At 65.4% G+C, this 26,866-nt stretch carries 23 protein-coding genes; 12 read left to right on the forward strand and 11 right to left on the reverse strand.

Annotation, left to right across the window (positions count from 1 at the left end):
- Positions 1 to 85: 85 nt before the first annotated feature.
- From xylA to ACQP2D_RS20775, 3 genes are read left to right on the forward strand one after another with little or no spacing between them, the layout of a single operon-like run.
- A complete protein-coding gene (gene xylA / locus ACQP2D_RS20765; RefSeq protein ID WP_433685373.1) occupies positions 86 to 1,267 on the forward strand; it encodes a xylose isomerase in 1,182 nt (393 codons plus the stop codon).
- A 4-nt stretch (positions 1,268 to 1,271) separates the two neighbouring features.
- Complete coding sequence (gene xylB / locus ACQP2D_RS20770) at positions 1,272 to 2,657, forward strand: xylulokinase (protein ID WP_433685374.1); 1,386 nt, start codon at positions 1,272 to 1,274, stop codon at positions 2,655 to 2,657.
- Positions 2,654 to 3,838 carry an ROK family protein gene (locus ACQP2D_RS20775; RefSeq protein WP_433685375.1) on the forward strand — a complete coding sequence of 395 codons (1,185 nt, stop codon included), beginning with the start codon at positions 2,654 to 2,656 and terminating at the stop codon, positions 3,836 to 3,838. The genes xylB and ACQP2D_RS20775 overlap by 4 nt, the downstream gene beginning before the upstream one ends.
- A 496-nt stretch (positions 3,839 to 4,334) precedes the next feature.
- Here the strand turns inward: ACQP2D_RS20775 and ACQP2D_RS20780 are convergent, their stop codons facing one another.
- Positions 4,335 to 5,318 carry a helix-turn-helix transcriptional regulator gene (locus ACQP2D_RS20780; RefSeq protein WP_433685376.1) on the reverse strand — a complete coding sequence of 328 codons (984 nt, stop codon included), beginning with the start codon at positions 5,316 to 5,318 and terminating at the stop codon, positions 4,335 to 4,337.
- A gap of 103 nt (positions 5,319 to 5,421) precedes the next feature.
- Here ACQP2D_RS20780 and ACQP2D_RS20785 point away from each other — a divergent pair, with 103 nt between their 5' ends.
- Positions 5,422 to 5,820 carry a VOC family protein gene (locus ACQP2D_RS20785; protein WP_433685377.1) on the forward strand — a complete coding sequence of 133 codons (399 nt, stop codon included), beginning with the start codon at positions 5,422 to 5,424 and terminating at the stop codon, positions 5,818 to 5,820.
- 238 nt (positions 5,821 to 6,058) lie between these two features.
- The gene (locus ACQP2D_RS20790; protein WP_433685378.1) at positions 6,059 to 6,373 is read left to right on the forward strand and encodes a hypothetical protein; all 315 of its coding nucleotides are present in this window, start codon (positions 6,059 to 6,061) and stop codon (positions 6,371 to 6,373) included.
- Positions 6,374 to 6,533: 160 nt separating this feature from the next.
- Here ACQP2D_RS20790 and ACQP2D_RS20795 read toward each other — a convergent pair whose 3' ends face one another.
- Positions 6,534 to 7,151 (reverse strand): TetR/AcrR family transcriptional regulator, encoded by a 618-nt coding sequence (locus ACQP2D_RS20795; RefSeq protein ID WP_433685379.1) that lies wholly within the window; start codon positions 7,149 to 7,151, stop codon positions 6,534 to 6,536.
- Between the two features lie 61 nt (positions 7,152 to 7,212).
- On the opposite strand from ACQP2D_RS20795, the gene ACQP2D_RS20800 reads away from it, so the two are divergent.
- Positions 7,213 to 8,097, forward strand: coding sequence for an SDR family NAD(P)-dependent oxidoreductase (locus tag ACQP2D_RS20800; RefSeq protein WP_433685380.1), 885 nt, complete (start codon positions 7,213 to 7,215; stop codon positions 8,095 to 8,097).
- A gap of 81 nt (positions 8,098 to 8,178) precedes the next feature.
- A complete protein-coding gene (locus tag ACQP2D_RS20805) occupies positions 8,179 to 8,385 on the forward strand; it encodes a hypothetical protein (protein ID WP_433685381.1) in 207 nt (68 codons plus the stop codon).
- 272 nt (positions 8,386 to 8,657) lie between these two features.
- Here ACQP2D_RS20805 and ACQP2D_RS20810 read toward each other — a convergent pair whose 3' ends face one another.
- Complete coding sequence (locus tag ACQP2D_RS20810; RefSeq protein ID WP_433684703.1) at positions 8,658 to 9,728, reverse strand: LacI family DNA-binding transcriptional regulator; 1,071 nt, start codon at positions 9,726 to 9,728, stop codon at positions 8,658 to 8,660.
- Positions 9,729 to 9,962: 234 nt separating this feature from the next.
- On the opposite strand from ACQP2D_RS20810, the gene ACQP2D_RS20815 reads away from it, so the two are divergent.
- From ACQP2D_RS20815 to yjfF, 4 genes are read left to right on the forward strand one after another with little or no spacing between them, the layout of a single operon-like run.
- Positions 9,963 to 10,922, forward strand: coding sequence for an ABC transporter substrate-binding protein (locus ACQP2D_RS20815; RefSeq protein ID WP_433685382.1), 960 nt, complete (start codon positions 9,963 to 9,965; stop codon positions 10,920 to 10,922).
- Positions 10,923 to 10,935: 13 nt separating this feature from the next.
- The gene (locus tag ACQP2D_RS20820) at positions 10,936 to 12,465 is read left to right on the forward strand and encodes a sugar ABC transporter ATP-binding protein (RefSeq protein WP_433685383.1); all 1,530 of its coding nucleotides are present in this window, start codon (positions 10,936 to 10,938) and stop codon (positions 12,463 to 12,465) included.
- Positions 12,465 to 13,502 (forward strand): ABC transporter permease, encoded by a 1,038-nt coding sequence (locus tag ACQP2D_RS20825; RefSeq protein ID WP_433685384.1) that lies wholly within the window; start codon positions 12,465 to 12,467, stop codon positions 13,500 to 13,502. Before ACQP2D_RS20820 ends, ACQP2D_RS20825 begins: the two co-directional genes overlap by 1 nt.
- Positions 13,499 to 14,512, forward strand: coding sequence for a galactofuranose ABC transporter, permease protein YjfF (gene yjfF / locus ACQP2D_RS20830; protein WP_433685385.1), 1,014 nt, complete (start codon positions 13,499 to 13,501; stop codon positions 14,510 to 14,512). The genes ACQP2D_RS20825 and yjfF overlap by 4 nt, the downstream gene beginning before the upstream one ends.
- Here yjfF and ACQP2D_RS20835 read toward each other — a convergent pair.
- From ACQP2D_RS20835 to ACQP2D_RS20845, 3 genes are all read right to left on the reverse strand, one after another.
- Complete coding sequence (locus ACQP2D_RS20835; RefSeq protein WP_433685386.1) at positions 14,462 to 14,650, reverse strand: SDR family NAD(P)-dependent oxidoreductase; 189 nt, start codon at positions 14,648 to 14,650, stop codon at positions 14,462 to 14,464. The genes yjfF and ACQP2D_RS20835 overlap by 51 nt on opposite strands.
- A gap of 286 nt (positions 14,651 to 14,936) precedes the next feature.
- On the reverse strand, positions 14,937 to 15,431 hold the full coding sequence (locus tag ACQP2D_RS20840) for a recombinase family protein (protein ID WP_433685387.1): 495 nt from the start codon (positions 15,429 to 15,431) through the stop codon (positions 14,937 to 14,939).
- A 148-nt stretch (positions 15,432 to 15,579) separates the two neighbouring features.
- Positions 15,580 to 16,518 carry a hypothetical protein gene (locus ACQP2D_RS20845; protein WP_433685388.1) on the reverse strand — a complete coding sequence of 313 codons (939 nt, stop codon included), beginning with the start codon at positions 16,516 to 16,518 and terminating at the stop codon, positions 15,580 to 15,582.
- Positions 16,519 to 16,759: 241 nt separating this feature from the next.
- On the opposite strand from ACQP2D_RS20845, the gene ACQP2D_RS20850 reads away from it, so the two are divergent.
- Positions 16,760 to 16,963, forward strand: a complete 204-nt coding sequence (locus ACQP2D_RS20850; RefSeq protein WP_433685389.1) for a hypothetical protein — start codon at positions 16,760 to 16,762, stop codon at positions 16,961 to 16,963.
- Between the two features lie 19 nt (positions 16,964 to 16,982).
- On the opposite strand, the gene ACQP2D_RS20855 is transcribed toward ACQP2D_RS20850, so the two are convergent.
- The 5 genes from ACQP2D_RS20855 to ACQP2D_RS20875 all read right to left on the reverse strand — a co-directional run bounded on the left by ACQP2D_RS20855 (position 16,983) and on the right by ACQP2D_RS20875 (position 26,838).
- Positions 16,983 to 17,432, reverse strand: coding sequence for a hypothetical protein (locus ACQP2D_RS20855; RefSeq protein ID WP_433685390.1), 450 nt, complete (start codon positions 17,430 to 17,432; stop codon positions 16,983 to 16,985).
- 77 nt (positions 17,433 to 17,509) lie between these two features.
- Positions 17,510 to 22,513, reverse strand: coding sequence for an SAV_2336 N-terminal domain-related protein (locus ACQP2D_RS20860; RefSeq protein WP_433685391.1), 5,004 nt, complete (start codon positions 22,511 to 22,513; stop codon positions 17,510 to 17,512).
- Complete coding sequence (locus tag ACQP2D_RS20865; protein WP_433685392.1) at positions 22,510 to 23,457, reverse strand: AAA family ATPase; 948 nt, start codon at positions 23,455 to 23,457, stop codon at positions 22,510 to 22,512. Before ACQP2D_RS20865 ends, ACQP2D_RS20860 begins: the two co-directional genes overlap by 4 nt.
- Positions 23,450 to 25,663, reverse strand: a complete 2,214-nt coding sequence (locus tag ACQP2D_RS20870; protein ID WP_433685393.1) for a hypothetical protein — start codon at positions 25,661 to 25,663, stop codon at positions 23,450 to 23,452. The genes ACQP2D_RS20865 and ACQP2D_RS20870 overlap by 8 nt, the downstream gene beginning before the upstream one ends.
- The gene (locus ACQP2D_RS20875; RefSeq protein WP_433685394.1) at positions 25,660 to 26,838 is read right to left on the reverse strand and encodes a hypothetical protein; all 1,179 of its coding nucleotides are present in this window, start codon (positions 26,836 to 26,838) and stop codon (positions 25,660 to 25,662) included. Before ACQP2D_RS20875 ends, ACQP2D_RS20870 begins: the two co-directional genes overlap by 4 nt.
- Between the last annotated feature and the right edge of the window lie 28 nt (positions 26,839 to 26,866).

The following is a 26,866-nucleotide window of genomic DNA, read 5'->3' on the forward strand; positions in this document are numbered from 1 at the left end:
TCAGTGGTCAGCCCCGCACTTCGCGCGGGTTGCGACTACGCTCGAAAGCGCATTAGTTCAATGTCTGAACAAAAGAGGGTCGATTATGGTGACGCCAACCCCTGCGGACAAGTTCTCGTTCGGGTTGTGGACGGTGGGATGGCGGGGCCGAGACCCTTTCGGGGATGCCACCCGACCGGAGCTGGACGCGGTCGACGCGGTGCACCGGCTCGCGGAGCTGGGGGCATACGGCCTCACCTTCCACGACGACGATCTGTTCCCGTTCGGCGCGTCCACCGCCGAACGACAGCGGCAGATCGAACGGCTGCGGAAAGCGCTATCCGACACCGGACTGGTCGTGCCGATGGTCACGACCAATCTCTTCACTCATCCGGTGTTCAAGGACGGCGGGTTCACCAGCAACGACCGGGACGTGCGCCGGTTCGCGCTGCGCAAGGTACTGCGCAATGTGGAGCTGGCGGTCGACATCGGCGCGCGCACCTATGTGTTGTGGGGCGGGCGCGAAGGCGCGGAGTACGACAGCGCCAAGGATGTGCGCGCGGCGCTGGACCGCTACCGCGAAAGCCTCAACCTGCTCACCGCATTCGTGCACGACCGCGGCTACGACCTGCGCTTCGCCATAGAACCCAAGCCGAACGAGCCGCGCGGCGACATCCTGCTGCCGACCGTCGGGCACGCGTTGGCGTTCATCGCCACGCTGGAGCATCCGGAGCTGGTCGGGGTCAATCCCGAAGTAGGACACGAACAGATGGCGGGATTGAACTTCGCGCACGCTATCGCTCAGGCGCTGTGGCAGGGCAAGCTGTTCCACATCGACCTCAACGGCCAGCGCGGCGTCAAATACGATCAGGACCTGGTATTCGGGCACGGCGATCTGATGAACGCCTTCAGCCTGGTAGATCTGCTGGAGAACGGCGGGCCGGACGGCGCACCCGCCTACGATGGACCCCGGCACTTCGACTTCAAGCCCTCGCGCACCGAGGACACTGCGGGCGTGTGGGATTCGGCCGCGGCCAACATGCGGACCTATCTGCTGCTGAAGGAGCGTGCCCTGGCCTTCCGCACCGATCCGGAAGTGCAGCAAGCCATTTCGGAATCGAGGGTCACCGATCTGCGCACCCCGACGCTCGCGCCCGGCGAAACCCACGCTGATCTGCTGGCCGATCCGGCGCTGGCCGAGTTCGACGCTGACAAGGCCGCCCAGCGCGGGTACGGATTCGTCCGGCTGAACCAGCTGGCGTTGGAACACCTACTCGGTGCGCGGTGATCGCATGACTCTGGTCGCCGGGATCGACTCCTCTACCCAATCATGTAAGGTCGTCATCCGCGAGGCCGAGACCGGGCGGCTGAAGCGGACCGGTCGCGCATCGCATCCATCCGGAACCGAGGTCGATCCGGAGCACTGGTGGTCGGCGTTGCAGCACGCGGTCGCCGACGCGGGTGGTCTCGACGATGTCGCCGCTCTCGGCATCGCCGGACAGCAGCACGGGCTGGTGTGTCTGGACGAGTCGGGCCGGGTGGTGCGAGACGCGCTGCTGTGGAACGACACTCGGTCCGCCGACGCGGCGCGGGATCTGGTCGCCGAACTCGGTGCGGCGGCCTGGGCGGAACGCACCGGATCGGTCCCGGTGGCATCGTTCACCGTGACCAAGCTGCGCTGGCTGGCCGAGCACGAACCCGACAATCTCGCCCGGACGGCGGCGGTCTGCCTGCCGCACGACTGGCTCACGTGGCGGTTGCGTGGCGGCGGTCCGGAACTGGTGACGACCGACCGCTCCGATGCCTCGGGCACCGGCTATTTCGACTCCCGCGCCGGTAAATACTGCCGCGATCTGATCGAGTTGGCCTGCGGCCGTGGCGATCTGATGCTGCCACGAGTGCTGGCACCCGACGAATCCACGGTGGCGGCGTCTGGGCTGCGGTTGACGGCTGGTGCGGGTGACAATGCGGCCGCTCGGCTGGGACTCGCCGCCGATACGGATGTGGTGGTGTCACTGGGAACCTCGGGGGTGGTGTCGGCCAGTTCGGCAGTGCGGCCCGCCGACCCGAGCGGGATCGTCGCCGGTTTCGCCGATGCCACCGATCGCCATCTACCGCTGGTCTGCACCCTCAATGCCGCGCGGGTGCTGGACACCGTCGCCGGGATGCTCGGCATCGCGCTGCCGCGGCTCAGCGAGCTGGCGCTGTCGGCGCCTGCCGGGGCTGAGGGTGTCGTGCTCGTGCCGTACCTGGACGGCGAGCGAACTCCCAACCTGCCCAAGGCAACCGGAGCGCTGCACGGTCTCACCACCGACACCACGACTCCGGCCAATTTCGCCCGCGCCGCCGTCGAGGGCATGCTCTGCGGTATCGCCGTGGGGCTGGAAGCGCTAGCGGCACATGGTGTTTCAATCCCCGCCGTACGGTTGGTCGGTGGTGCCGCCGCGCTGCCCGCGGTGCGGGAGATCGCGCCGACGGTGTTCGGGGTCCCGGTGCTCGTACCCGATCCGGGGGAGTATGTCGCGGACGGAGCCGCGCGGCAGGCCGCCTGGGTTGCCACCGGAGGAGCCGAGTTGCCCGCATGGCCGGAACCTCCACTGGAGCGCTTCGATGCCCCGCCGTCGCAGGCGCTGTGGGACCGATACCGGGCCGCGCGATCGCGGTATCTCGAGCGATGACCTTGCCGACGGGGCCCGTCCACCTGCGGCAGGTCCGTAGCGGGAATCTACGGTCGCTGCTGCTGGCCATGCTGGACGGCCCAGCATCGCGGGCCGAACTGGCCCAGCGCACCGGACTGACCAAGGCCACCATCGCCAGTCTGGTGGAACCGCTACTACAGCAACGTCTTCTGATCGAAGACGAGCTCGTGAACAGCGGGCGTGGCAGGCCCTCGCGTCCGCTGCGGATATCGGCCGGAGCTCCCGCTGCGGTCGGCGTGGAGATCAATGTGCGTCACGTCGCCGTGATCGTGCAACGGCTGGACGGATCGACCGAATCCGAACAGCGCATCGAGGCCGACAACCGGCGTAGCAGCGCCGATGACCTGGTCGACCGGCTTGCTGACCTCGTCCGCACGGTGCGGGGCGAGTCCCGTCGCGACCTGCTCGGGATCGGGCTGGCCGTGCCGGGAATCGTGCAGGACGGCGAGGTCGTGCACGCGCCGAATGTGCCAGGCCTCACCGGAATCCGCGTCGGTGACCGGTTGGCCCGAGCGCTCGGAGCGCCGTGGGTGGCGGTGGACAACGAAGCCAATCTGGCTGCCTTGGCCCACGTTTGGCCGCACCGTCTGGTCGGCGACGACTTCGTCTACGTCTCCGGTGATGTCGGCATCGGTGCCGGAATCGTGATCGGCGGCGCCCTCTACCGTGGCGGCAGTGGATTCGCCGGGGAACTCGGGCACGTCGCCATCGAGCGCGCCGGTCGCCGCTGCACCTGTGGTAGTCACGGCTGCGTCGAGCAATACGCCGGTCTACACGCCATTCTCCGCGCCGCCGGCAGGCGGGGTCTGGACTCGCTGCTGCCTGCGTTGCGCGAGGGCGACCGGCGCGCTCGCGCCGCAGTCGACTGCGCGGGCTCGGCTCTGGGCACCGCGCTCGCATCCCTGGTCAACGTCTGCGACATCGGGACCATCGTGCTCGGCGGCAATTACTCCACATTCTTCGACGAACTCGCCCCCGGCGTACGCATCGGACTCGGCGCGGGCGTGCTAGCCGCCGCCCACCGCCAGATCCGTCTCGCTGCCTCGCCGCTGGGTCGTAATGCCGTCGCTAGTGGCGCCGCAGCCCTCATCACCCGCCGCTACTGTCTCGAGCCGGAACTCCTGCTGACCCGGAGTTCTTCCCTTTCCCCACAGGACTGACAGATGCCATTTGAGAAGCCGCCATCGCGGCGCTCTACGCGGAAGGCGGGTCCTTCATAACCGGCTGACTGGAGGGACCTGGGGTCTGCCAGTGAGCGGCCGGCGACTCATCTCCGGTTCCGATCTCGAGTTCATCTGCGCTCACGTCATGCATATCCGCTCGTTCAGCGAATCGTCCAGAACGCAGCCCCACCATTGCGACCGTGTTCCAGATTTGGTGGCGCCGCTGTCCTGGCTGGCCACCACGGGCCCACATGTGGCTCGGCGTTGTCACCGTTCCTGCGGTGCTTGTCTTTGTGGGTATCGCGCCGACCGCAAGTCGTGGGCAATGTTGCGGCGCAGGGTGTTCCACGATCCACCAACGCAGCGCAACCGAGTCTGGCATATGGATTTCAGCGAATTCCAGGCGGTGGTTCGGCGGCGGGCCCGGGCGCTCGGGCCCGAGACATAGTGATCAGCCAACGGCAATCTGGGTGACGCTTCGTGCTGCTGGGGGCTACCCGTGGGGTTGGCATCGGCCGTCGGCGGCGGCGGTGAGTCGGCGGGCCAGGGTGCGTACGGCGTCTTTGAGGATGTCGGGGTGTTCAATGACGAACGGGCGGTTCAGGCCGGCGAGGACTGGGGGAATCCAGTCGAGTTGTTCGGCCCGGATTCGGACCCGGACCCACGGGCTGGTGTCAGGGGGCGGTGAGGCGATCTCGTGCATGGTCGCGATCGTCGCGGGGAGCAGCGGGCGGACCTGGGTGAGCGTGCCCTGCACTCGGATCGATACCTCGTGCCGGTACGGCGCCGTGGCAAGTGCGGACAGCAGGTGGGCGGCCGGCTCGAATCCGGGGGGCGGAGTGAACGTTCCGGGCAGTGTGGTCACCGCGGTGATGCGGTCGAGCCGGAACTGGCGTAGTTCGTCACTGCTGCTGTCCTGTCCCGTCAGGTACCACCGGCCGGAGTGCTCTACGAGCCCGTACGGGTGCACGGTTCGCTCGCTGGGCCGCCCGTTGCGGTCGGTGTAATCAATTGCGACCGGTCGGTGTTCGCGGGTGGCTTCGGCGAGCAGGAGGAGGACGGAGCTCTCGACAGCGACGTCCGGGCGAGCGTCGGCGGTGAATTCGGCAGTGTTGATCAGTGCGTCCAGCCGGGCCGTCAGGCGGGCGGGCAGGACGCGGCGGAGTTTGGCCGTCGCGCTGTCGGCCGCGAAGGTGGCAGTTGTCGACCGGCTGGTGAGGAGTCCGAGCAATACGGCCACCGCTTCGTCGTCGGTCAGCATCAGCGGCGGCATGCGGTATCCGGGGGCGAGCTGGTAGCCGCCGTAGCGGCCCCGCACCGATCGGACGGGGATATCCAGGTCGGTGAGATGGGTGACGTATCGCCTGACGGTGCGTTCATCGACACCGAGACGTCCGGCGAGTTCACCGACGGTATGGGTGCCGCCGGCCTGCAACAGCTCGAGCAGGGCCAGCACTCGGGCGGTGGGGCGCGTCATCGGGAAATTCTCGCATCTATACCGGGCGGAAACTGTCCGGTATCGACTCTACTGTGGCATGCGGCGGCGGAACTTCCGCCACATCCGACAGCAGGAGTACGCGATGAAGCTCGTCTCGATCCGTCTGATCACCGATGACATCCACCGGTTGGTCAGCTTCTATCAGCACGTGACCGGTGTCGAAGCAACCTGGGCTACACCGGATTTCGCCGAAATCGTCACAGCGGCCGGCACCCTCGCGATCGGAAGCACCCGCACCGTGGCGCTGTTCGCGGCAGGCAGCGCGCGCCCAGCCGATAACCACACCGCGATCATCGAATTCCTGGTCCCCGACGTCGATGCCGATTACCGGCGGTTGCGGGATGCGGTCGAGGATTTCGTCAACGAGCCCACGACGATGCCGTGGGGGAACCGGTCGTTGCTGTTCCGCGATCCCGACGGCAACCTGATCAACCTCTTCACGCCGGTGACCGCGCAAGCCGTCGCAAAATTCGGCGTTTGACATCCGCTCATCGGCTAGTTGGAGACTGGTGTCGGGATCGGATCCCGGCCAGTATTCGATCCAGGTACCCGATGGGATGCTCCCTCATGCGGCTGCCTCCCGTCGGTATTGGTGTGCTCTCTAATTGGCTTGCCTCCCATCGGGTGCCGTGACCCGAGACAAGCACGGCGACAGAGTCCGACGAGCCGAACGGGCGGTTGTCGGTGGTGTGTGGCACAGTCGGCGCAGGGACGCGAACGTGCATGGAGCAGCGCTGATCGACCGGGTGATCGACCGGGTGATCGACCGGGTGATCGAGCGGGTCAGGCAGGACGGCTGGCCAACGGCGGACGCCCCGGACCTCACCAAACCCGTACCGCTCGCGCCCGAGGTGCTCGACCGGCTGAGGCTGCCCGGCGGGATGGTGCTGCCGCCGAGCCTGCGCCGGTGGCTGGCCTTCGACGGCTCCTGGCTCGCCGATGTCGGCTGGTACGACGACCTGCGGGAGCCCGTGTTCGGCGACCTCAGGCTGGGTGCGACGGCCGAGTTCATGTACTCAGCAGCGGAGAGATAGCGCCACCTGCCACAACCGCACCACCGGCCGACCCCGCACCTGGTCACTCATCTCCTACGATCACTGACCCAGGCTTCGGACTTACTCGTCTCGGTCGTACGGCGAAGTAGGTGGTCGTGGGGTCGGTGTGGGCTTTCATTGGGCCGTGATCCGTGCGAGGTCACCGATCCGTGCGAGCGGCCTGTGTCTCGACACAGGCGAGGGCGGCGTCGAGCGCCGCTTCCAGCGGTGCGGGTTCGCGCTGGGTCCGGGAGACGAGCATGCCGCCCTCGTAGGCGGTGACGACGACGAGCGCCAGGCGGTCGATATCGGTGTCCGGGCGCAGTTCTCCGGCATCGCGCATGGCGGTGAGGCCCTTGGCCACGGCGGCTGTCAGTCGGCGCAATCCGGCGGCCACCAGTTCGAGGAGTTCCGGATCGGTGTCGGGGATGTCCTCGGCGAACGAGGCCAGCGGACACCCGGTGCGGCAGCCGGTCGCGCGCGCCGCGCCGACCACCGCATCCCGCCACGCACGCAGATCGTGTAGCGAGCGCATATCGAGCAGCCATTTGTTGGCGACCACGACCTCGGTGCTGGATTGGATGACCGCCGCCAGCAGGTCCCGTTTGTTGTCGAAGTAGTGATAGAGCTGCGATGCGCTGACGCCCGCCTCGTGCTGGATCGCCTCCATCGTGGTGTCGTGCGCACCGTTCGCGATCATCAGGCGGGCGGCGGCGTCGACGATCCTGGCGCGGCTACGTAGTCCTTTGGCGGTCAGGGTGTCGGTGGACGCGGGCATCGGCTTCTCCGTACTCGATTTTGGTATTGTCATTCCATTTTGTGCTCTGAGAATAAGAGCAATGGACACAACGAACCCATTGGCGGTCTCATCGGCTTCGACAGCATTGGTGACCGGAGCGACCAGCGGTATCGGATTCTCGGTTGGTCGCGCACTGGCACGGCTCGGCTGGACCGTACTGGTGCACGGGCGCAGCGCGGAGCGTGCGCAAGAGGCCGCAGCCCGCATGGGCGACGTCCCGGGTGGCCTGATTCCCGTCGATGCCGACCTCGAAACACGTTCGGGGGTGCGGCGACTCGTCGATCAGGTGCACCGCGCCGCACCGGACGGTCTCGGCGTGCTGGTCAACAACGCGGGCGCCGCGTTCGATCGGCACGGCCTCACTGTGGATGGCGTCGAACGGACCGTGGCCGTCAATCACCTCGCGGCCGCCGGACTTACCCGCGGCCTCGAATCGCTCCTGAAACCGATTGGCGGACAGCAGAATTCACCAGCGCGGGTGATCATGATGACCTCGTACCTGGAAGCGCGGGCCCGCCCGATCCAGGACTGGGCACTTCCGGGGGAGTGGACGCAGATGCGCGCGTACGCGTCGAGCAAACTCGCCAACCTCGCCTATACCTACGCGCTGGCCGAACAGTGGCGTGACCGGATCGCGGTGTACGCGGTGGATCCAGGGGCGGTGCGCACCGGATTCCAGCGCAGTGCGGGCGGTCCGCTGCACCTGATCGGCCTCGTCGGCGCACCGTTGATGTCCTCCCCCGAGCGGCCCGCGAGCACGGTGGTCGCCACGGCCACCCGCCCCGCCGCACATCCCAGCGGCAGCTATATCCGTGCGGTCCGCGCCGTGGACACCGGACGTGTCAAGCTGTCCTCGGCCCGCTCCCGCGATCGCGCCTACCAACGTGACGTCTACGACGCCACCCAGCGCTTCCTGAGCGGCTAGACCATTCCTATAGGGCAGCGCACGAACGGCGAGAGGCCGAGAAGGTCAAGCGGTCTCTTTCTTGCTGGAAACAAACCAGATATGCGGATCCTTGAATCGTCACGGGTTGGGGGCCGCTTCTTCCTAGAGGAAGATGTTGCGGATCTGGATCAAAAAGCCCTGGCCGAGGGTGCCCCGGCCGGGCAGGCAGGCGGCCTCTCGGTCGGGGATGCCTACGACAATGCCCTGGCGGAATCTATCATCGGCCTGTTCACTCAACAACCATCACGCCGACCGGCGCTGGTCTAACACCGAAGCCGGTCCCTTACCCGTGACGATTCACTGTTTGCTCCACGGGGTCTTTTGTGGAGCGGCGGGCGCGGGAGAGGGGCAGTGCGGCTCAGCGAAAGGCTGCGGCCAAGGCGACTGTGAGCATGAGCAGGGCTACGACCAAGAGCGTGGCGAGCGCTGGGCAGAGCGCCCAAAAGCCCTGTGGTCTTGCATCTTTCAACGAGAAGGCCAAAGCAGTCCCCACAACAACGAGCGCGTTCGTACTCAGCGCGCGGCGGCGTGAGCTCGTATCACTGCTGGGTCGGTGCCGCGGTGCTGTCGCGGGTGACCAGTGTCGGCATCACCGAAGGCGATGCCGGTTCGGGGGTGGTTCCGTCGAATTCCAACAGCCGCAACAGCGTCTGCATACTGCGGCGGCCCACCTCGTCGAAGTCCTGTCGGATGGTCGTCAGCGGTGGCGAAAGGTAGGCGGCCTCGGGAATATCGTCGAAACCGACCACTGAAATATCGGCGGGCACTCGGATGCCGCGTTCGGTGAACGCGCGCAGCATGCCCAGCGCCATCTGGTCATTGGCTGCGAATACCGCGGTCACATCGGGTTGCGCGGCCAGCAGCAGGCCCGCTTGGTATCCGGAGCGCGCACTCCAATCTCCGCCGATGACCGGCGGAACCGGCGCTCCCGCGGCCTCGAGCGTGCGTCGCCAGCCCTCGATGCGGTCGCGTGCCTCCAGCCAGTCACTCGGACCGGCGACCTGCCATACTGTGCGATGTCCCAGGTCGAGCAGATGTTGCACCGCCATCCGGGCGCCTTCGATCTGATCGACCGACACCGATGGCAAGCCGCTGTCCTGTCCGGCCTCGACCGCGACGGCCAGCAGGCGTTCGGGCAGATTGTGCAGTGCCGCGGCGGCGGCCATCTGTGGGGCGATGACGATGATGCCGTCCACGCCCTGATCGGCCAGACTGTTCGCGGCCGCCAACACACTGGAGCGGTCCACCGTCTCCAGCGCGAAGATACTGACACCGTAACCCGCTGTGCGAGCGGCACGTTCGATGCCGAGCAGGGTGCACGCCGGCCCGTACAGGATGGTGTCGAAGCTGACCACGCCGAGCATATTCGAGCGCCTGCTGACCAGACCCCTGGCCATGGCGTTGGGGCGGTAGCCGAGTTCTTCGACGGCGCGCAATACCCGCTCGCGGGTCTGCGCACGCACATTCGCACTGCCGTTGAGCACCCGCGACACCGTCTGATGGGAGACTCCGGCGAGTTTGGCGACATCGGTCATGACCGCCGGGCGCGCACCCGCCGGCCGCACCGCCGTCGAGGCATCCCCGGCGGCGAATCCGTCCCTGTCCCTCACATCCCACCTTCCCAGCGATGCCCCGAGCAGCATTCTGGTCCCAGGTTAACGCTCACACAACAGATCGCCGCACCGCGACCCGAACTGCCGCGATGACCTCGACGAGGGATCTCCGGTCGTGGCCACTGGATTACGGCCGTGACAGCTCTTGACTAGACGAATGTGAGCGCTAACACTATCAGGACTACCGCACCTCGGTGCAACACGTTTCACAATTCGAGGGAGAGCCCGATCGTGTTGAAGAGGCTTCTGATCACCACCAGCGCACTTGTCCTCACCGCAGCAACGGCCGTCGGCTGCGGCAGTTCGGGAAGCGACCAAACCGTACTCGGGTTCTCCCAGGTAGGTGCCGAAAGCGGCTGGCGCACGGCGAATACGAAATCCATCCAGGACGCCGCGGCCGCGGCCGGCATCCAGCTGAAATTCGCTGACGCCCAACAGAAACAGGAAAACCAGATCAAGGCGATCCGCACCTTCATCCAGCAGCGAGTGGGCGTCATCGCCTTCTCCCCTGTGGTCGCATCTGGATGGGACACGGTCCTGAAAGAGGCCAAGGACGCCAAGATTCCGGTGATCCTCACCGACCGTGCGGTGGACTCGGCTGATACCTCGCTGTATGTGACCTTTCTCGGCTCGGATTTCGTCGAAGAGGGCCGAAGGGCGGCGAATTGGCTCGTCGAGGCGTCCAAGAACTCGAACGACACTGTGAATATCGCTGAGTTGCAGGGCACCACCGGATCTGCACCCGCGACGGATCGGAAGAAGGGTTTCCAGGAGGTCATCGGCGCGGATCCGAAGTTCAAGATCATCGCATCGCAGACCGCAGAGTTCACCCGCGCCAAGGGCAAAGAGGTTATGCAGGCATTCCTGGCCGCCCACCGGGATATCAACGTGTTGTACGCACACAACGACGATATGGCGCTCGGCGCGATCCAGGCGATCGAGGAGGCCGGATTGAAGCCGGGTAAGGACATCAAGATCATCTCGATCGATGGGACCCGAGATGCCTTCCAGGCCATGGCCGACGGCAAGATCAATGTCGTCGTCGAATGCAATCCGCTGCTCGGCCCGAAGCTGATGGAGATCACCAAGGACGTCGTAGCGGGTCGCCCGACGCCCAAGCGGATCGTCACCGACGAAGGCGTCTACACCCAGGACCAGGCCGCCGCGGCGCTGCCCACCCGGACGTACTGAGCCGGAGAAGTGCATGTCGGAACCGACTGTCACACCCGCACTTCGGATGTCGGGCATCGTCATGCGTTTCGCCGGGGTCACCGCACTGTCCGAGGTGGACCTGCGACTGTTCCCCGGTGAAATACACGCACTGGTCGGCGAGAACGGTGCGGGCAAATCCACCCTCATCAAGGTGCTCACCGGAATTCACGACGCCGATGCCGGCACCATCGAACTCGACGGTCGCTCAGTGCGTTTCACTGGCCCGCAGCAGGCGTTGCGGGCCGGGGTGAGCACCGTCTACCAGGAGGTGAATCTGTGCCCGAATCTGTCCGTCGCGGAGAACATCTATATCGGACGGGAACCGCGGCGGGCCGGTGTGATCCGCTTCGCCGCGATGCGTCGCGATGCCGCCCGGCTGCTCGCCAGGCTGCATCTGAACATCGATGTGGCCGCCCCGCTCGGCTCGTATTCGCTTGCGGTGCAACAGCTCATCGCCATCGCCCGAGCCGTCGACCTGGATGCGAAGGTCCTCATCCTGGACGAGCCGACCTCGTCGCTTGATACCGGTGAGGTCGAGCAACTGTTCGCGGTAATGCGGGGGCTCGCCGCCGAGGGCGTGGCGATCGGGTTCGTCACCCACTTCCTCGATCAGATCTTCGAGATCTGCGACCGGGCCACGGTGCTGCGCAACGGAGCCCTGGTCGGCGAATACCCGGTGGCACAGCTGAGCCAGAGGGATCTCATCGCGCACATGCTCGGCACGGCACTGAGCACGCTCGACGAGATCGAGCACGAGAAACCGGATCCGGCGGTGGTGGCGCGTCGCGATCCGCTGCTCCAGGCAACGGGGATCGAGGGCCGCCGCAATTCCGTCGCGCCCTTCGATCTCACCGTTCGCGGTGGCGAAGTCGTCGGATTGGCCGGGTTGCTCGGCTCCGGCCGCACCGAAGTGGCGCGACTGCTCTTCGGCGCCGACCGAGCGTCCACCGGGGATCTCCGTGTGGCGGGCATGCCGACGGCACTGCGCTCGCCGCGCACCGCGATCGACCACCGGTTCGCCTTCTGTCCCGAAGACCGCAAATCCCAGGGCCTGATCCTCGACCTGTCGGTGCGCGACAACATCGTCCTCGCGGTCCAGGCCGCACGCGGCTGGGCCCGGCCGCTGTCGGCCCGCAAGCGCGACGAACTCGTCGCCGGGTACATCGCCTCGCTGCGGATCGTTCCGGCCGATCCGGATACGCCGGTGAAATTCCTCAGCGGCGGCAACCAGCAGAAGGTGCTGCTGGCCCGCTGGCTGGCCACCCGGCCGAAACTGCTGATCCTCGACGAACCGACCCGTGGCATCGATATCGGCGCCAAGGCGGAAATCCAGCGGTTGGTCATCTCGCTCTCCGAGGAGGGCATGTCGGTGCTGTTCATCTCCGCCGAACTCGAGGAAGTGCTGCGGCTCAGTCACAAGGTGGCGATCCTGCGCGATCGGCGGCTGGTCGCCGAACTGGTCAACGATGCCACCTTGACCATGGATCGGCTCACCGAAACCATTGCGAGCGGAGCGGTTTGATGACGATCATCCGAAACCACCTGTTCTGGCCCGCGGCCGCGCTCATCGCGCTGTTGATCGTCAATGTCGTGGTCACGCCCGGATTCCTCTCGATCCGCATCCAGGATGGACACCTCTACGGCAGCCTGATCGATATCCTGCGTTACGGCTCGCCCCTGGTCCTGATCTCGCTCGGCATGACGCTGGTCATCGCGACCCGTGGCATCGATCTGTCGGTCGGCACGGTCGTGGCGATCGCGGGCGCGCTGGCGTGTCTGCACATCAGCACCATGCCGGACCAGGCCGATGTCAGTGGCGTCGCCGTCGCCGTGCTGATCGCGTTGGGCGTGGCGGTCGCGCTCGGTCTCTGGAATGGAATTCTGGTTGCGCGCTTCGGGATTCAGCCGATCGTGGCAACCTTGATCCTGATGGTCGCCGGACGCGGTGTCGCACAGCTGATCACGTCGGGCCAGATCATCACGATAAACAGTCCGCCGTACAAGGTCATCGGTGGCGGCTATCTGCTCGGCCTACCGGTGCCCGTCCTGGTCGCCGCCACAGTGTTCGCCGGACTCGCGGTGTTGTTGCGGCGCAGCGCGCTCGGGCTGCTGCTGGAATCGGTGGGCGGCAATGCCGAGGCGGCGCGTCTGGTCGGCATCCGGGCCGGTGGCCTGATCGTCGCGGTGTACGCGGTCTGCGCGTGCTGTGCGGCGATCGCGGGACTGATGATCAGTTCGAATGTCTCTGCGGCGGACGGCAATAACGCCGGACTGTGGATCGAACTCGATGCGATTCTCGCGGTCGTCATCGGCGGTACCGCGTTGACCGGTGGGCGCTTTCAGCTCGGCGGCACCGCGCTCGGGGCGCTGGTGATCCAGACGCTCACCACCACGATCTACACCGTCGGAGTACCGCCGGAGACAACACTGGTTTCCAAGGCGATCGTGGTGATCGCGGTATGCCTGATCCAGTCACCGGCGTTCCGTGCCAAGGTCTTTCGCCGTCGCCGCCAAATCCGACCGGTCATCGTATCGACATCGACGGAGGCGAACAGATGAATGTGCTGACCCAGGCCCGGGCCGTCCGGCCTGTGCTGCGCCGACCTACGATGCGCGGTCACCGCGGCCGGTACATCCCGGTGTTGGCTACCGCGGCGCTGTTCGCCGTCATCTATGGCGTCGGGGTGATTCGATATCCGGCATTCGGCTACCCGCAGGTTTTCGTGAACCTGTTCATAGACAATGCCTTTCTGCTCGTCCTCGCCGTCGGGACGACCTTCGTGATACTCACCGGCGGCATCGACCTGTCCGTCGGCGCGGTGCTGGCGTTGTCCACGGTGGTCTCGGCATGGCTGGTGACCGCGCACGGGTGGCCGCCGCTGTTGGTCATGCCGCTCATGTTGGTCGGCGGCACGCTCTTCGGAGCCGCGATGGGCGCGGTTATCCACTACTTCGAGATCCAGCCGTTCGTCGTCACGCTCGCCGGTATGTTCCTCGCGCGCGGGCTGGCTTATGTGATCAGCACGGATTCGATCACGATCACCGATCCGGTGTATACGGATTTGGCGCAGCGTCGATTCCGGCTCGGCGGGGACGTGTTCCTGACGGTCGGCATGATCGTCGCGCTGGTGATCGTCGCCGTGGCCTTCGTCGTCCTGCACTACACCCGACTGGGTCGCACGGCGTACGCGATCGGCGGCAACGAACAGTCGGCGCTCATGATGGGCCTGCCGGTGGCCAGGACCAAGGTCGCCGTGTATGCGATCAGCGGCTTCTGCTCGGCTCTCGCGGGCATCCTGTTCACGCTCTACACCCTGTCCGGCTGGAGCCTGCACGCCGTCGGGATGGAACTCGACGCCATCGCCGCGGTCGTCATCGGCGGTACCCTGCTCACCGGCGGCTTCGGATTCGTCCTCGGCTCGGTACTCGGCGTACTGACCCTCGGCGTGATCCAGACGATCATCAGCTTCGAAGGCACCCTGAGTTCCTGGTGGACCAAGATCTTCATCGGCGTCCTGCTACTCGCCTTCATCCTGCTGCAACGCACCATCGGCACCCGCGACGAATAAGGACTCCGACCGAGGAGAAGGGCAACAGCGAACTGCCGGCTCGATCAGCGATACACGCACGTGCTGACGCGTCAGTTCCTGACGCAACGCCTCACTGAAGGCACCAACACCGAACTTGGTAGCGCTGTAGTACAGCACTGTCGTCGGTCCCGGCGTGTTCCGCCGCCAGTCAGGATTTAGCGGTGCTCCGGGCCGAGTATGCCAACCCGAGACGAGCGGTTAGCGACGGGCACTTCGGCAACGCGAATATCTCTCGTCGGCAAGCGTCTGTGACGCCGCGACGAACGATCGACATGATCCATCAGAGGTGATTCTCCCGCAGCCTGAGAACAAGGTCGGTTACCGATTCGGCGAGCCCTGAGGCCGTCTGCTCCGGGCGAGTGGATGGGGTTCGCCGGTGATCGTCATGAGTGCTTCGACTACATCACCACGCAGGTGGGTCAGGACGGCTGTGTCGTCGTGGTGCTGCCCGACATAGACCCTCGACCGCTTCGCCGAACAACTGGCGGACGTGGGCACGCACGGTCTCCGTGATCGAGTAGGTGGTGACCTCCCATTCCTTCGCCCACGGCAGGTTCTCGCGGACTCGATTCCACAACCCGTCGTAGCGCCTATAGCTGATCGGCCGCCCGTTGCGTTTACGCAGCACGCGGTGCGTGATGTTCTCACCTCCCCGACGTTCGGCATGCTTTCCGAGCGCGGTCAATGAGACGGGGAGAAACCGGATGCCAGTGAAACCCACCGCCATTCCGGCGATGACCCGATCGATAATGGTGTCGCGTTCGAATTGAGCGAACATGCCCAACATCTGCACCAGCATCCGCCCCATCGGGGTCGACGTATCGAACGGTTCTGTGGCGGAACGAAATACAACATTGGCCCCGTCCAGCTCGTCGAGCAGAGTGACCAGGTCACGCAAATTGCGGGAGAAGCGGGCGCTGTCACCTTGCGGGCGCCGCGTGTCAACGACAGGCGCGTCGATCCGGAAAGCGATGAGCGTCAACGGTTTTCCTCGGCGATCCTGCCCGCCTGGTGGCGCCGCTTCCCGCAGATGACCAAGAACAAGATCAACCGCATCGAGACAAAAGCATCGCTGTAACCGCGGCACTATAGGCATGGCTCGCGGTGACGGGTCGTCGTGACGGATAGTTCGACCGATGGGTGACGGTGACACCGCCAGGAAGTCTCACCGTCGCGTGTACCACTGTGGCGACGCAGTTTCCACCGGCTTTGCCGACAAGATCGACCACCACCGCACCGGGGCGCAGCGACGCTAGCTCGGGGGCGCCGAGCAGCACCGGCGCGGGCAACCCGCGCCGCACGGCGGCACAGATCACCAGATCGATCTGTTCTTCGGCGAGCAATGCCGGTATTGCAGGATCGAGAAGGAATCGCCCAGCACCGTGCCGGATCGCCTGGTCTCGTTGTTCCACACGATGTCCGACGGCGACCGTCTCGTCGCCGCGGCGCGCCGCGGCGGTGAGGGCTGCCAGTCCCGCGTGCCCGCAGCCCAGCACCAACGTCCGTACCGGACGGACATGCTCGTTCGCAGTCAACAGCTGTTGCCCCTCCTCATAGGCAATCTCCCCGGCGATGCGGCTCATCGCAGACAGCGCGTCGATGTCCGCCCCGCTGTCTGCGGGCACCTGCTCGAACGCCACCGACTCCACACTGCGGCCATGCAACCGCGTGATCGGTTCGGCGCGTGCGATCGGATCCTGGAATCCGATCAGCACCTGCCCCGGCCGCAGCGGCATCGACTCCAGCTCGTATATCGGCGGTTTCACCCAGGTGACCAGATCAGCCAACCGGAAAACCGTTGCGGGGTCAGAGACCAGCCGGGCTCCGGCGCACTCGTAGGAACGATCGTCGAACCCCGCGCCCGCGCCCGCGCTGGTCTCCACCACCACAGCCAGGCCCGCTGCAACCAGCCGACGCACATCAGCGGGTGTGACCGCCACCCGCCGCTCGTCAGCCACAGTCTCGCGCAGCACCCCCGCGATCATCGGTCGACCAGGATGCCGTGGCGGGCCGGCAAGCCACGTTCGCTGGGCGCGACGGTCCGGCCGCCGATGATCGGGCACCCATTCCGGATCTGCTCGCTGACCCAGCCCGCGCCGATAAGTTCGGGGAAGATCAACGATATTCTGGTTTCATCCTCGCGTAAACCCACCGGTCGCGACCTCACCTCGCTACCTTACTTCTACCGCAGCGAAACGGGTCCGTGATCGGTTGGTGCCATGCGGAATGCCGACGAATGGGTGCGAACACCACGACGAGGCCGAACCCGAAAACGATGACGCGCGCAGCAATCTCGAACTGTGCGCCCGCGTCACCAACCAGGGATCTGGCACGGCCAGCCACTTTGTGGTGACCTTCGCGCTCAGCATCGCGCTGGGCCTGCACTTCACCTGGCCGGCCGACTTCCTGTCCTGCCTCACCCCGCGGTAGGATTCGACTTGCTCCCGGGTCAATCCCAGGTGGTGAAAGTAGCTGTACCGCAACGGACGTGGCCATCGGGTGACAATCCGGTCTGGGTACTGGCCTCCGTGCTGACCCGCGCTGACGCACCGGCGACCGCCGTGGCGCGAGTGCGGTTGCGCTGAGGCCGCTGCGCCGGTGCCGTTGTCCGGTGGTAGCTGAACACGCAGCGTTCCGGATCACGGATGGTCAGGCTGTCGCCGACGAGTACGACCTCGTGGCGAACGAGCTCGTCGGCGGCGGTAGTGAGCGCCAGCGTGCGCTCACCTTCCAGGCGATACGACCCGCGTCCCAGTAGATGATGCCTTGGGCGGCACCGCGTGTGCCACGGAAGGTTCCGGCGGCGAAGGTCACCATGTCCGGGTATCTGTCCGCGCACGACGGCGCGTTGGACTTGCTCCAGGTGCCGACCAGCGAAAAGTGGCGATCCGTTCGACATCGAGCCTCCGTCACGCGGGTGGGGGTCCCTTCGGGCACAACGATAAGACCCCTCCCGCGCCGGGAGGGGCTTCCCGGTCATGAGTGTCGTGACAGCACAGCGACATCATTGCCGAGCGCGAGCAGGATTTCGGTTTCCGGGCTCACCGCGACGAGTTGTTGCCGAGTCGGGCAATTGATGACCGTATCGGGGGACATCGTGCGGAGATCCCAGATCCGTATAGACCGGTCGGTGCCGGCGGTGATGGCGACCGGTGCACCGTCGATGCTGGTGCAAGCCACCGCGTTCACCGCCTCGGTATGGCCGGTCAGGGCGTCCATGAGAGTCCTGGAGCGCAGATCCCAGATCCGTATACACCGGTCGGTGCCGGCGGTGATGGCGACCGGTGCACCGTCGATGCTGGTGCAAGCCACCGCATTCACCGAGCCGGTATGGCCGGGAAGTTTCTCCAAGAGCGCTCCGAAGCGCAGATCCCACACCAGCACCGTTCGGTCGTCACCGGCGGTGACAGCGACCGGAGTGCCGTCGACTGTCGTGCACGCCACGCACAGCGGATTGGTGTGCCCGGACAGCACCGCCCGCTCGAACCCCGTCCCCACATCCCATACCCGCACGGTGTCATCGCGGCTGGTGGTCACCGCGACCGGATCGCCGTCGATGCTGGTGCACGCCACCGCCGTCACCCAATGCGTATGGCCGGTGAATACGGTCCGCTCCATGCCGGTGCGCACATCCCATACCCGCACGGTGTCATCGCGGCTGGTGGTCACCGCGACCGGATCGCCGTCGATGCTGGTGCACGCCACCGCCGTCACCCAGTCCGTGTGCCCGGTGAATACGGTGCGCTCGGCCCCGCTGCCCAGATCCCATACCCGCGCGGTGCAGTCACGGCTGGCGGTGACGGCCACGACGGATTCCGGCAGGGCGTGAACGGTCGCGGCGAATACCAGGTCGGTATGCACGGATGCCTGCCGCACGTGGCGTGAGGTATCGAGTTCCCACACTCGTACACTGTGGTCCCAGCCGGCCGTGACGACGATCGGGTGGCCGTCGATGCTGGTGCACGCCACCGCACTCACCCAATTGGTGTGCCCTGTGAACACCGCGCGCTCGATCCCGGTCCGCGGATCCCACACCCGAACCTTCCGATCGTAAGAGGTTGTGACAGCGACAGTCTCGTCACCGATGTGTGCACACGTCACCGCGGTTACCGGGTCGGTGTGCCCGGTGAATACCGCGACCGCGACCCCGGCCATCAGATCCCACACCCGCGCAGATCGATCGTAAGAGGTTGTGATAGCGATAGTTTCGTCACCGATGCGCATGCACGCCACCCCGCTGATCCAGTCGGTGTGCCCGGTGAATACCCGGATCTCGGCCCCGGTAGTCAGGTCCCACACCCGTACCGTCCGATCGCGACCGGTGGTGACAGCGACCGGACGATCTCCGATGTCGGTGCAGGCCACCGACGTCACCGCGTCGGTGTGCCCGGTGAATACCCGGATCTCGGCCCCGGCGCGCAGATCCCACACCCGTACCGTCCGATCGCGACCGGTGGTGACAGCGACCGGACGATCTCCGATGTCGGTGCAGGCCACCGACGTCACCGCGTCGGTGTGCCCGGTGAATACCCGGATCTCGGCCCCGGCGCGCAGATCCCACACCCGCACCGTCCCGTCGAACGAGGCTGTGACAGCGACCGGACGACCATCGACAATGGAGCTGGCCACCGCAGTCACCCAGTCGGTGTGGCCGGTGAGGACGCCACGTTCGAGCTCCGCGTCGACGTCCCACACGCGCACCATCCGGTCGTGTCCGGCGGTGACGGCGACCGGTCGGTCATCGATGGTCATGCAGGCCACCGACGTCACCGCGCCCACATGGCCAGTGAGAGTGGCCCTGTGCGCTGGATCGATGAGGTTGCCGGTCGCCCATCGGGCAGGCCAGTCCAGGGTGCGATTCAGTTGCTCTTGTCGGTCCCGGGCCTGGAACCGGGCGGCGTCGACGGCCAGGATCTGGCGGCGCCCCGCCGGCGGGAGGCGGCGGTGATGTGTGGCGGAGCAGCGATACACCGCTCGGATCAACTGCGCGGGCGCGGTGACGACGGTGCTCAAGGCCGCCAGCACCGCGGTGGGTTCGGCGTGAACGAGGTAGTCCATATCGGTCACCAACTCGTCCACGAGCCCGGCATGAGCGGCATGTGTGGCCAAGTGGCGCAGGATGTACGGGTGCGCGCCGGACCAATCACGACTGCCGTCGGGGAGCGTCGGTACGCGCTGACGCAGGACTTCGACGAAGGTCGCGTGCACTGCGTCGCGAGCCAGATCCTTGGCGAGATACTCGGCGAGGGCCTGGTGATGGAGGCGATAGGCCGAGTATCCGGCTTCGCGGGCTTCGACCACATAGGACCCGGCCGTCCGGAACAGCCAGGTCAAATCGTCGTGATTGTATTCGACGGCCGCGATGCGTGAGGCGAGCGGAGCCCACAGCTCTTTGTCCGGCAGGCCTTGGCCTTCGGCAAAAGCCAAGGGAAGCAGTAGATTCTGCGCGCGGCCGGCGGCATCGCCGAGGCGGGATCGCAGATCGTTCGCCATCGCCTGGCCGGGGAGTTTGGGCAGGCTCCGCCGCCACTCCGGATCATCCGGGTCGGGAATCGCGCGCGTACCGGACAGTGCCACGGCCACGATCATGGCGACCAGGAACGATCCGTCGGCCTGATCGGCGATCGCGGTGGCGATCGCTCGGACCTGTTCCGGTTCGCAATCGGCGTAGACGGTCCCCGGGAACGATCCGCGCAGGACCCGTTCGATGTAGTTGATCGTCGCCGTGTGGTCGGCGTGTTGTGCCGAGTCGAGATCGATGGTGTCACGGTCGGCACCGAGGTCTTCGAGCACTGTTCTGCGAGTGCCGATCAGCAGGCGTAGCCGACCGCCTGCCCGATCGATCAAGGGACGCAACAGCTTCCCGGCTACGGCACGGCCGTCGGTAGCTTCATCGAGAGCGTCGATCAGAACGGTAAGCACCGCTGTCCGCTGCGCCAGCGCTCGCGCGAGTTCGTCGACGGTTGCGGCGGTGACACCCGCGGCGGCCGCGATACCGTCGCGCACCTGGTCCACGCCCAGGTTCTGGGCGTAGATCGCCACGTCCACCGCGCCTACCGCCGGGATCACCTCGGGCGGCAGGTCGAGGACTTGGACGGCGTTAGTGCGGTACTCGGCATCCGCGAGTGCCGCGATGAGCCCGAGAACGGCGGACTTGCCGGAGCCGGGCGCACCGGTGACCACCAGCATCGACCGATCGGGTTCGGGGTGGGTGAGCCAGCTCGCGATGGCGGCCAGTGCGGTGTGACGCCCGCAGAACCACCAGCCCTTGTCGTCGTAGTTTCCCATAGCGCGAGTCAGCAGCCGGGTGCGGAATTCGACGCGGCGTCGCTCCTGCTGCGCGGTCCACTCCATCAGCGAGCGAGATTCCGACCCGGATTCCGATTCCGATACCGTCGCGGCGGCGAGCGGGGCTTCGATCCATGGTTCGATACCGAGTCGGTCGGCGAGTTCTCCGGCGATCCGGGCCATGGCCGTGATCTGTTGCCCCTTCCGCGCGGCCCGATCGAGCACGATCGAGAAGGCCCCCTTGCGGCCGGTGCGCTCCAGGTGCGGCGCGATGGTCCTCCATACGTCCAAAGCGGTTGTCTTACTGATGGACTCGTGCAGGATCTCGCGAGTTCCCGGCGTGAAGTCAAAACTCTCGGGCGTATTCGGCTTCGGGCGCTGGAGCAACCCGCTGGCGAGTACCTCGGCGATGTGGACCTGCCGTCCGCCCGGAACGAGTTCGCGCAGAATCAATCTGGCGATCGTCAGGTCGACTTCAACAGCGGAGAGCAGCGTAGCCAATCGAGTCGCCGGTTCGGAGGCGGTCGCGTGGAAGGTCTCGACGATCGCGCGCGGGTCGATGTTCGACCTCGTGGACCGGCTCGCGATCGGCGATTGTTCCAGCACCGGTGCGATGACGCCCGGAACCGAACGCCGACCGCGCGCCATCAACATGTGGGCCCAGTCGCCCAGCATGGACTCGTCGAGGGTGACGATCGGTGTTCCGATGGCTGTGGCGTGTTCCTCCATGGACCACCAGGGAAGCCGCACGCACAACAGTCGATTGGGATTCCCGCGCTGCTGCCCCGATACCGCCACTTCACTGGAGGCGAGCGCGGTCGCTGGCCACAGTCGCCACGGCAGGGTCTGCACGAGCACGGCCGGATCGAATCGGCCCCACAGTTCGAGCACATCCCATGCTGCCCGGCTATCACGCCATAGCTCGGAAACGCAGTCGCTGAACAGGAAAATCAGCCGCCGCCCGGCGTAATCGACGAGTTGTCCTGTGGGATAGCCGGTTCCACCGTGATCGCGCAGGACCGGTGGACCGGACTCGTAGTCCAGCGTCCACTGGGTGACGCGCTCGAAAGCGCCTTCGCGCCCGAGCAGCTGTGTGAAGGCGGCGACCATTTCACGCCAGACGATCATGGTCGGCCCACCGTCCACGACGACGGCGGCCTCCCGGAACCACCGCTCGGTAGCCGGTTCGAGGATGGGGATCAGTTCGCGGGTTCGGCAGAAATACTCGATGGTTTCGTCGACGTTCAGCGCGGTGTTCGCCGTGGTGTTCCGGCTCGGACGGCGACGATGTCTGAGCGGACGTAAGGCGCGCGCGATCCGCAGTTCGCCAGGCAGCGACTCGCTTTCGTGGCCGGGCGCGAATTCCAGTCCGCCGGGTGTAATCGTGGGTGGCGCGGACTGGCCGGTGTTGGCCCGATCGAGCCTGAGTTCAAGCGGATTTCGTTGCCACGCAATCGTAGGAGGCGGCTCGCTGCCGACCGGTGGATTGGCGGCGGAGGGTAAGGCGACAGCCGGAGAATGACCCGTCGCCGCGGCCGCGTTCGATGGTTGACCCAGTCCGCTGACGGGTTCGGTGCGTTGCTCATCCCCGGACCGGGGTGTGTGGATGGCGAGCCACAGCGAATCGGCCAGATCTCGCCAGTCCAGCCTGGAATCTCTGGTATTCAGTGCCGCGACCAGCGCCTCGATCATGCGTTGTCGGAATTCAGTTTTGCGAGGACGAGGTCGACGATACGCCGTCTCTCCTGCTCGTCGGGTGCTTGCGCGGTCACCAGGTAGATGGCGTTCATCAGTTGATCGGTGGCCACCGCGCCGGGATCCTTCGACCGCTGGACGAAGGTTTTGATCACATCCGTGGCCGCGCCTACGGCGGCTTCGCCGAGATGGGCGGTGACGATTGCGGTCAGTTCCTTCTCTCTGGGGTCGGGCATCCGGAACCGGATGCACCTGCGCAGGAAGGCCGGCGGAAATTCCCTTTCTCCGTTACTGGTGAGAACGACGAACGGAAACTCCCGACACACCACGCGCCCCTGAGCGATCGGCGAGTACTCGATGCTGTCGGCGTGCTGAATCTCGAACGGGCCCTGATTCTTCAGGCGAGCCAGCTCTTTGATCTCGAATTCGCCGCGTTCGAAGACATTGAGCAGGTCGTTCGGAAGATCGATATCACCCTTGTCGATCTCATCGATGAGCAGCGCGCGCGGACGGGAATTCGGCAGCAAGGCGGTGCCGAGCGGGCCGAGCCGCAGGTAGTCGCTGATCGCCGTCGGCTCGCCGTCGTTCAATCGTTCCGCGTACAGGCGCCCCATGGCATCGTACCGGTACAGGGCGTCATCCACAGTCGATCGGGAGGTGATCGGCCAGCGCAGCACCGGTCCCAAATCCAGTTGGCGGGCAACAGATTCGATCAATGACGATTTGCCCGACCCCGGTCGGCCGGTCAGCAACAGCGGCCGGCGCAGGGTCAGCGCGGCGTTCACCGCGTCGACCATGGCTTCGGTCGTTCGAAAGGGGTCCGGTTCGGATGCTGCTGACCGGTCGAATACGCGCCACGGCGGAGCCGGCGGAATCAGATCGGTCGACGGGGTCCCCGCATCGGAACCAGCGTATCGGCGCACCTGAGCCTGCTCAGTCATCACATCCTCCCTGCATACCGAGCATATTCGGCTGGGGCGGCAGCAAATCGGGGTCGTCCCACAGTAGGCGGACCGCGATTTGGCGTTCTCCCACGGCATTCTGCCGCCTGTACTGTAAACGCGCGGGTAGTTCGTCGAACGGACCTCCGGTAACCAACTCTTTCACCTGCTGTCGTGTCGTCGTGGGGTTGTCGCCGTCGTAGGTGCTCCACAGGATGTAGGGCGCACCGGCCACGATGGCGGCCATGAGAGGATCCTGATGCAGGTCGAACCCGTTCACCGCAGGCGCGAACGCCATTCCTATGCAGGCGGATTCGGAGGAACTGACCAGGCTGTGCACGGTTTCGGGCTCCGTGCGCTCGATCCAGGCCAATAGATCGTCCGGGTGATCGTCGAGCCGGGTTCTGATCCTCGGATGTTTGATCATCCAGTTACTCCACAATCTGGGATTGCGCATGCGCTCGGCACTGTGCAGGAGCGTGGGCCGCAAACACCAATGCGAGATCGGCGCGGTGAAATCGTCACTGAACTCCCATGATTCGGGGATCTCGTCGAATGCCGCACGCGGAACTCTGAATCCGAGCACACATTTGTCGGCGCCGCCTGCCAGGAGTTGGTTCACTTTGGACCGCACTTCCGCCAACGTCAGGGTGCCTTCGGGCTGTTTGTGAACCCAGCCTTTGCCCGGCCGATAGCAGTGCACACCGATCGCGAAGGGCGACTCGAACCGATTCAGATCGTGTTGACTGCTCAGGATATCAATGACAAGTCGGCGGTTTTCGATGTGCGAAACACCGGCATCTCTGCGTAGCGCTTTGAGCTGACCCGACGACAGTCTGAACCATTGGTCGGGAACGGTACGCTTGGCAGACTTCTCGAGGTCGGCGACGAAACGGTGCAACGGCTTCTGTCCCTCTCGCTCCGAGAGTCCGACAAGACTGCGCAGTGCAGCCGTAATACACAAGGGCGAATCAGCAGGGATGCTCAGCATGGATCGCCAATACGCGTTCGCCACCATCTGGTTGGTGACATTCGGAAAATGCTGCTCAACACGAGCAATATCCAGGTCCTGCGACCACTGGATGCCCAGCTTCGTCAGCCCGATCTTCAGCGAAGCCGTCGTGGCGTAACTTTGGAGAATTTCGAATAGCCGTGCGACCTGGTTCGTGCTGAATACTCGGGCGACCAACTCCGTTGCATCGAGATTGTCGTCGCGTGTTTTGACGGCATCGTTCGGTAACGCAGCGATCAACTGCTCCCGGATATCGGGCAGCATGCTGCCTTCAGCATTCGAAAAGCTCTGTGCGTCCATCCACCATTCGAGTAACGTGGCATAGGAACTCTCGAAATAGCGAAAGGGTATCCCTTCGACTCCTTCCTGATCGAACATGGTCGGCAACGTATAACTGGTGCCACCGGTGTCATCGACCTGCCAGACCGGTGTCTGCTCGGGACCGTCGGCTGCCCTCAACAGGTCGAAGCGTGCGGTCACCATGGCGTTGAGCGTCCCGATATTGGGAGTCAGCGGCCCCGGGGGCATCGTATCCAACCATTGAAATACCGTGTCGGAGAAGACATTCGATCGTGTAATGTTGTCATGGTAGGCACTCTGCCCCTCACTGGTCGAGTGCAACACGTACTGCCTGACCCTCTTCGGGTTTCCGATATTCAGCGTGGTCTTGACGAGCCTTTCATTCAAATGCATCTCATTGTAGAAGTCCGCGCATGCGTCGATGAAAATGATCTGACTATCCAGCCCCTTGACGGTTGTCGAGCTCAGATAGTTCCGAATTTCTTCGACGACATGAACACGCAATGCGCCGGACTCGGCGTCGGAGGTGAACAGCGCACGCTTCCGGCCCGATTTCAGCACCCCGTGCCCGCACCAGTACATCAGCAGCAACTCCAGATCAGGTTCCTCCGGACCGGATCTCTCGGGATCGGATCTTCCGGCGGCGTCCTTCAATAGATCAATGATGCTCGCCTGGGCCGGCTCCCATCTGCGAATCCCGGAGAGCGGATCGGGCATCGAATCGGTGTCGCTGCAGGCGAGCAATATGTTCTTCGCTGGCACACCCTGCCCCAGCGCCCACTTCGCGAAACGCTCGGCGTAGGCCGCGGCGCCGGACAGCCGCATGGCCGACTGCCGGTATTCGTCGATGCCGATCGCGATCACGAGTACCCGGTCAGGGTCGAAGGTTCTCATCGCGGCAGCACGGACTCGATCGACGTCCAGACCGCCTCGTTGGACCAGTAGGCGCTGTGCGACGCGGCGAAGGGCTCGCCATTGTCGACGCGCACGTCGACAACTCGGTTCGGGAAGACCCCGGAGGCGTTATAGGACAACAGGTCTCGATGATCGTAGATATTCACCCAGGGCGGGAAGTGCTCCGGCAGCGAGCTAGGCGGCTCCAGGCTCGGCAAAGCGCCTATCTCATAGAGGAAGGGCGCTTGCGAACCGACCGTCACCAGACCCCGCACTGCGGGAATGTGCTCACGGGCCAGCAGATCGACGCAGAGGATGCCGCCGAGCGAATGTCCCAGCAGCACCACCGAATCGGATGCCGCGTCGGTGATCGCGCTCCGCAAGAGCGTGGTCATCTGACGTCCCCTGGCCAGATAGCGCAACACATCGCCCGCCAGCGGGGCCGCCGCATCGGTGAGCGCGCCACGTTCACCGACCAGTTTGCGGGTGATCGGCCGCGAGAGGTATCGCTTGCCATGCTCGACAAGGAAGTTCCCCACCCCCAGCCCGGACCCGCGCAGGTCGGCAATGAGTTGCGTCATCAATGCCTCGCGGGTCGAACCGCCCAGCGGCGGGAGCCCTTCGGCCATGGCCGCTGCGACGCTGTGCGCGATCAACGCTCGTGCGATCGCACAACGATGTTCCAGAGGGTTGGGTGGCGCGGTGGCGATCGCCTGCTCGAATACCTCGGCCGCACGCATGGCGGTGAGCGCGTCCGCGAACCGGTCGGTCAGGTCGAGTTCGGCGAGGCTGTCGGCAAGCGCCGCGGAGGGGCGGAATCCCGCAATACTGGCCCGCATGGCCGCGGCGGGGGTCTGCCCACCGTAATGTGGTGTCGGCGGCATCGCCCGCAGCAGCCGCAATTCGTACCATGGGTCCACATAGAGGACCGCCCAGAGTTCCAGCTGCTCCTGTTCCGGTGTCCGCCCCTTGCCCTTCGAATCGTCGTAGGTCGGGATCGATCGCCCCTCGAGCCGCAGGCGAGCTCCGGCCGAATCGCCCCAGAAGCAACCCGTCACCGCGAGAGGCCAGTTCCTCGACTCGACACAGGATTTGATCGTCCGCAGCGTCTGTGCGTATCGAACACCGCGGACCCCGGTGCCGTGTACGAACAGCAGTGTCGTCCGGTGTGCCATCAGCTCCCCCTCATACATCCCACGACTC

The organism is Nocardia sp. CA-119907, from assembly GCF_050955995.1.
Lineage (GTDB): Bacteria > Actinomycetota > Actinomycetes > Mycobacteriales > Mycobacteriaceae > Nocardia.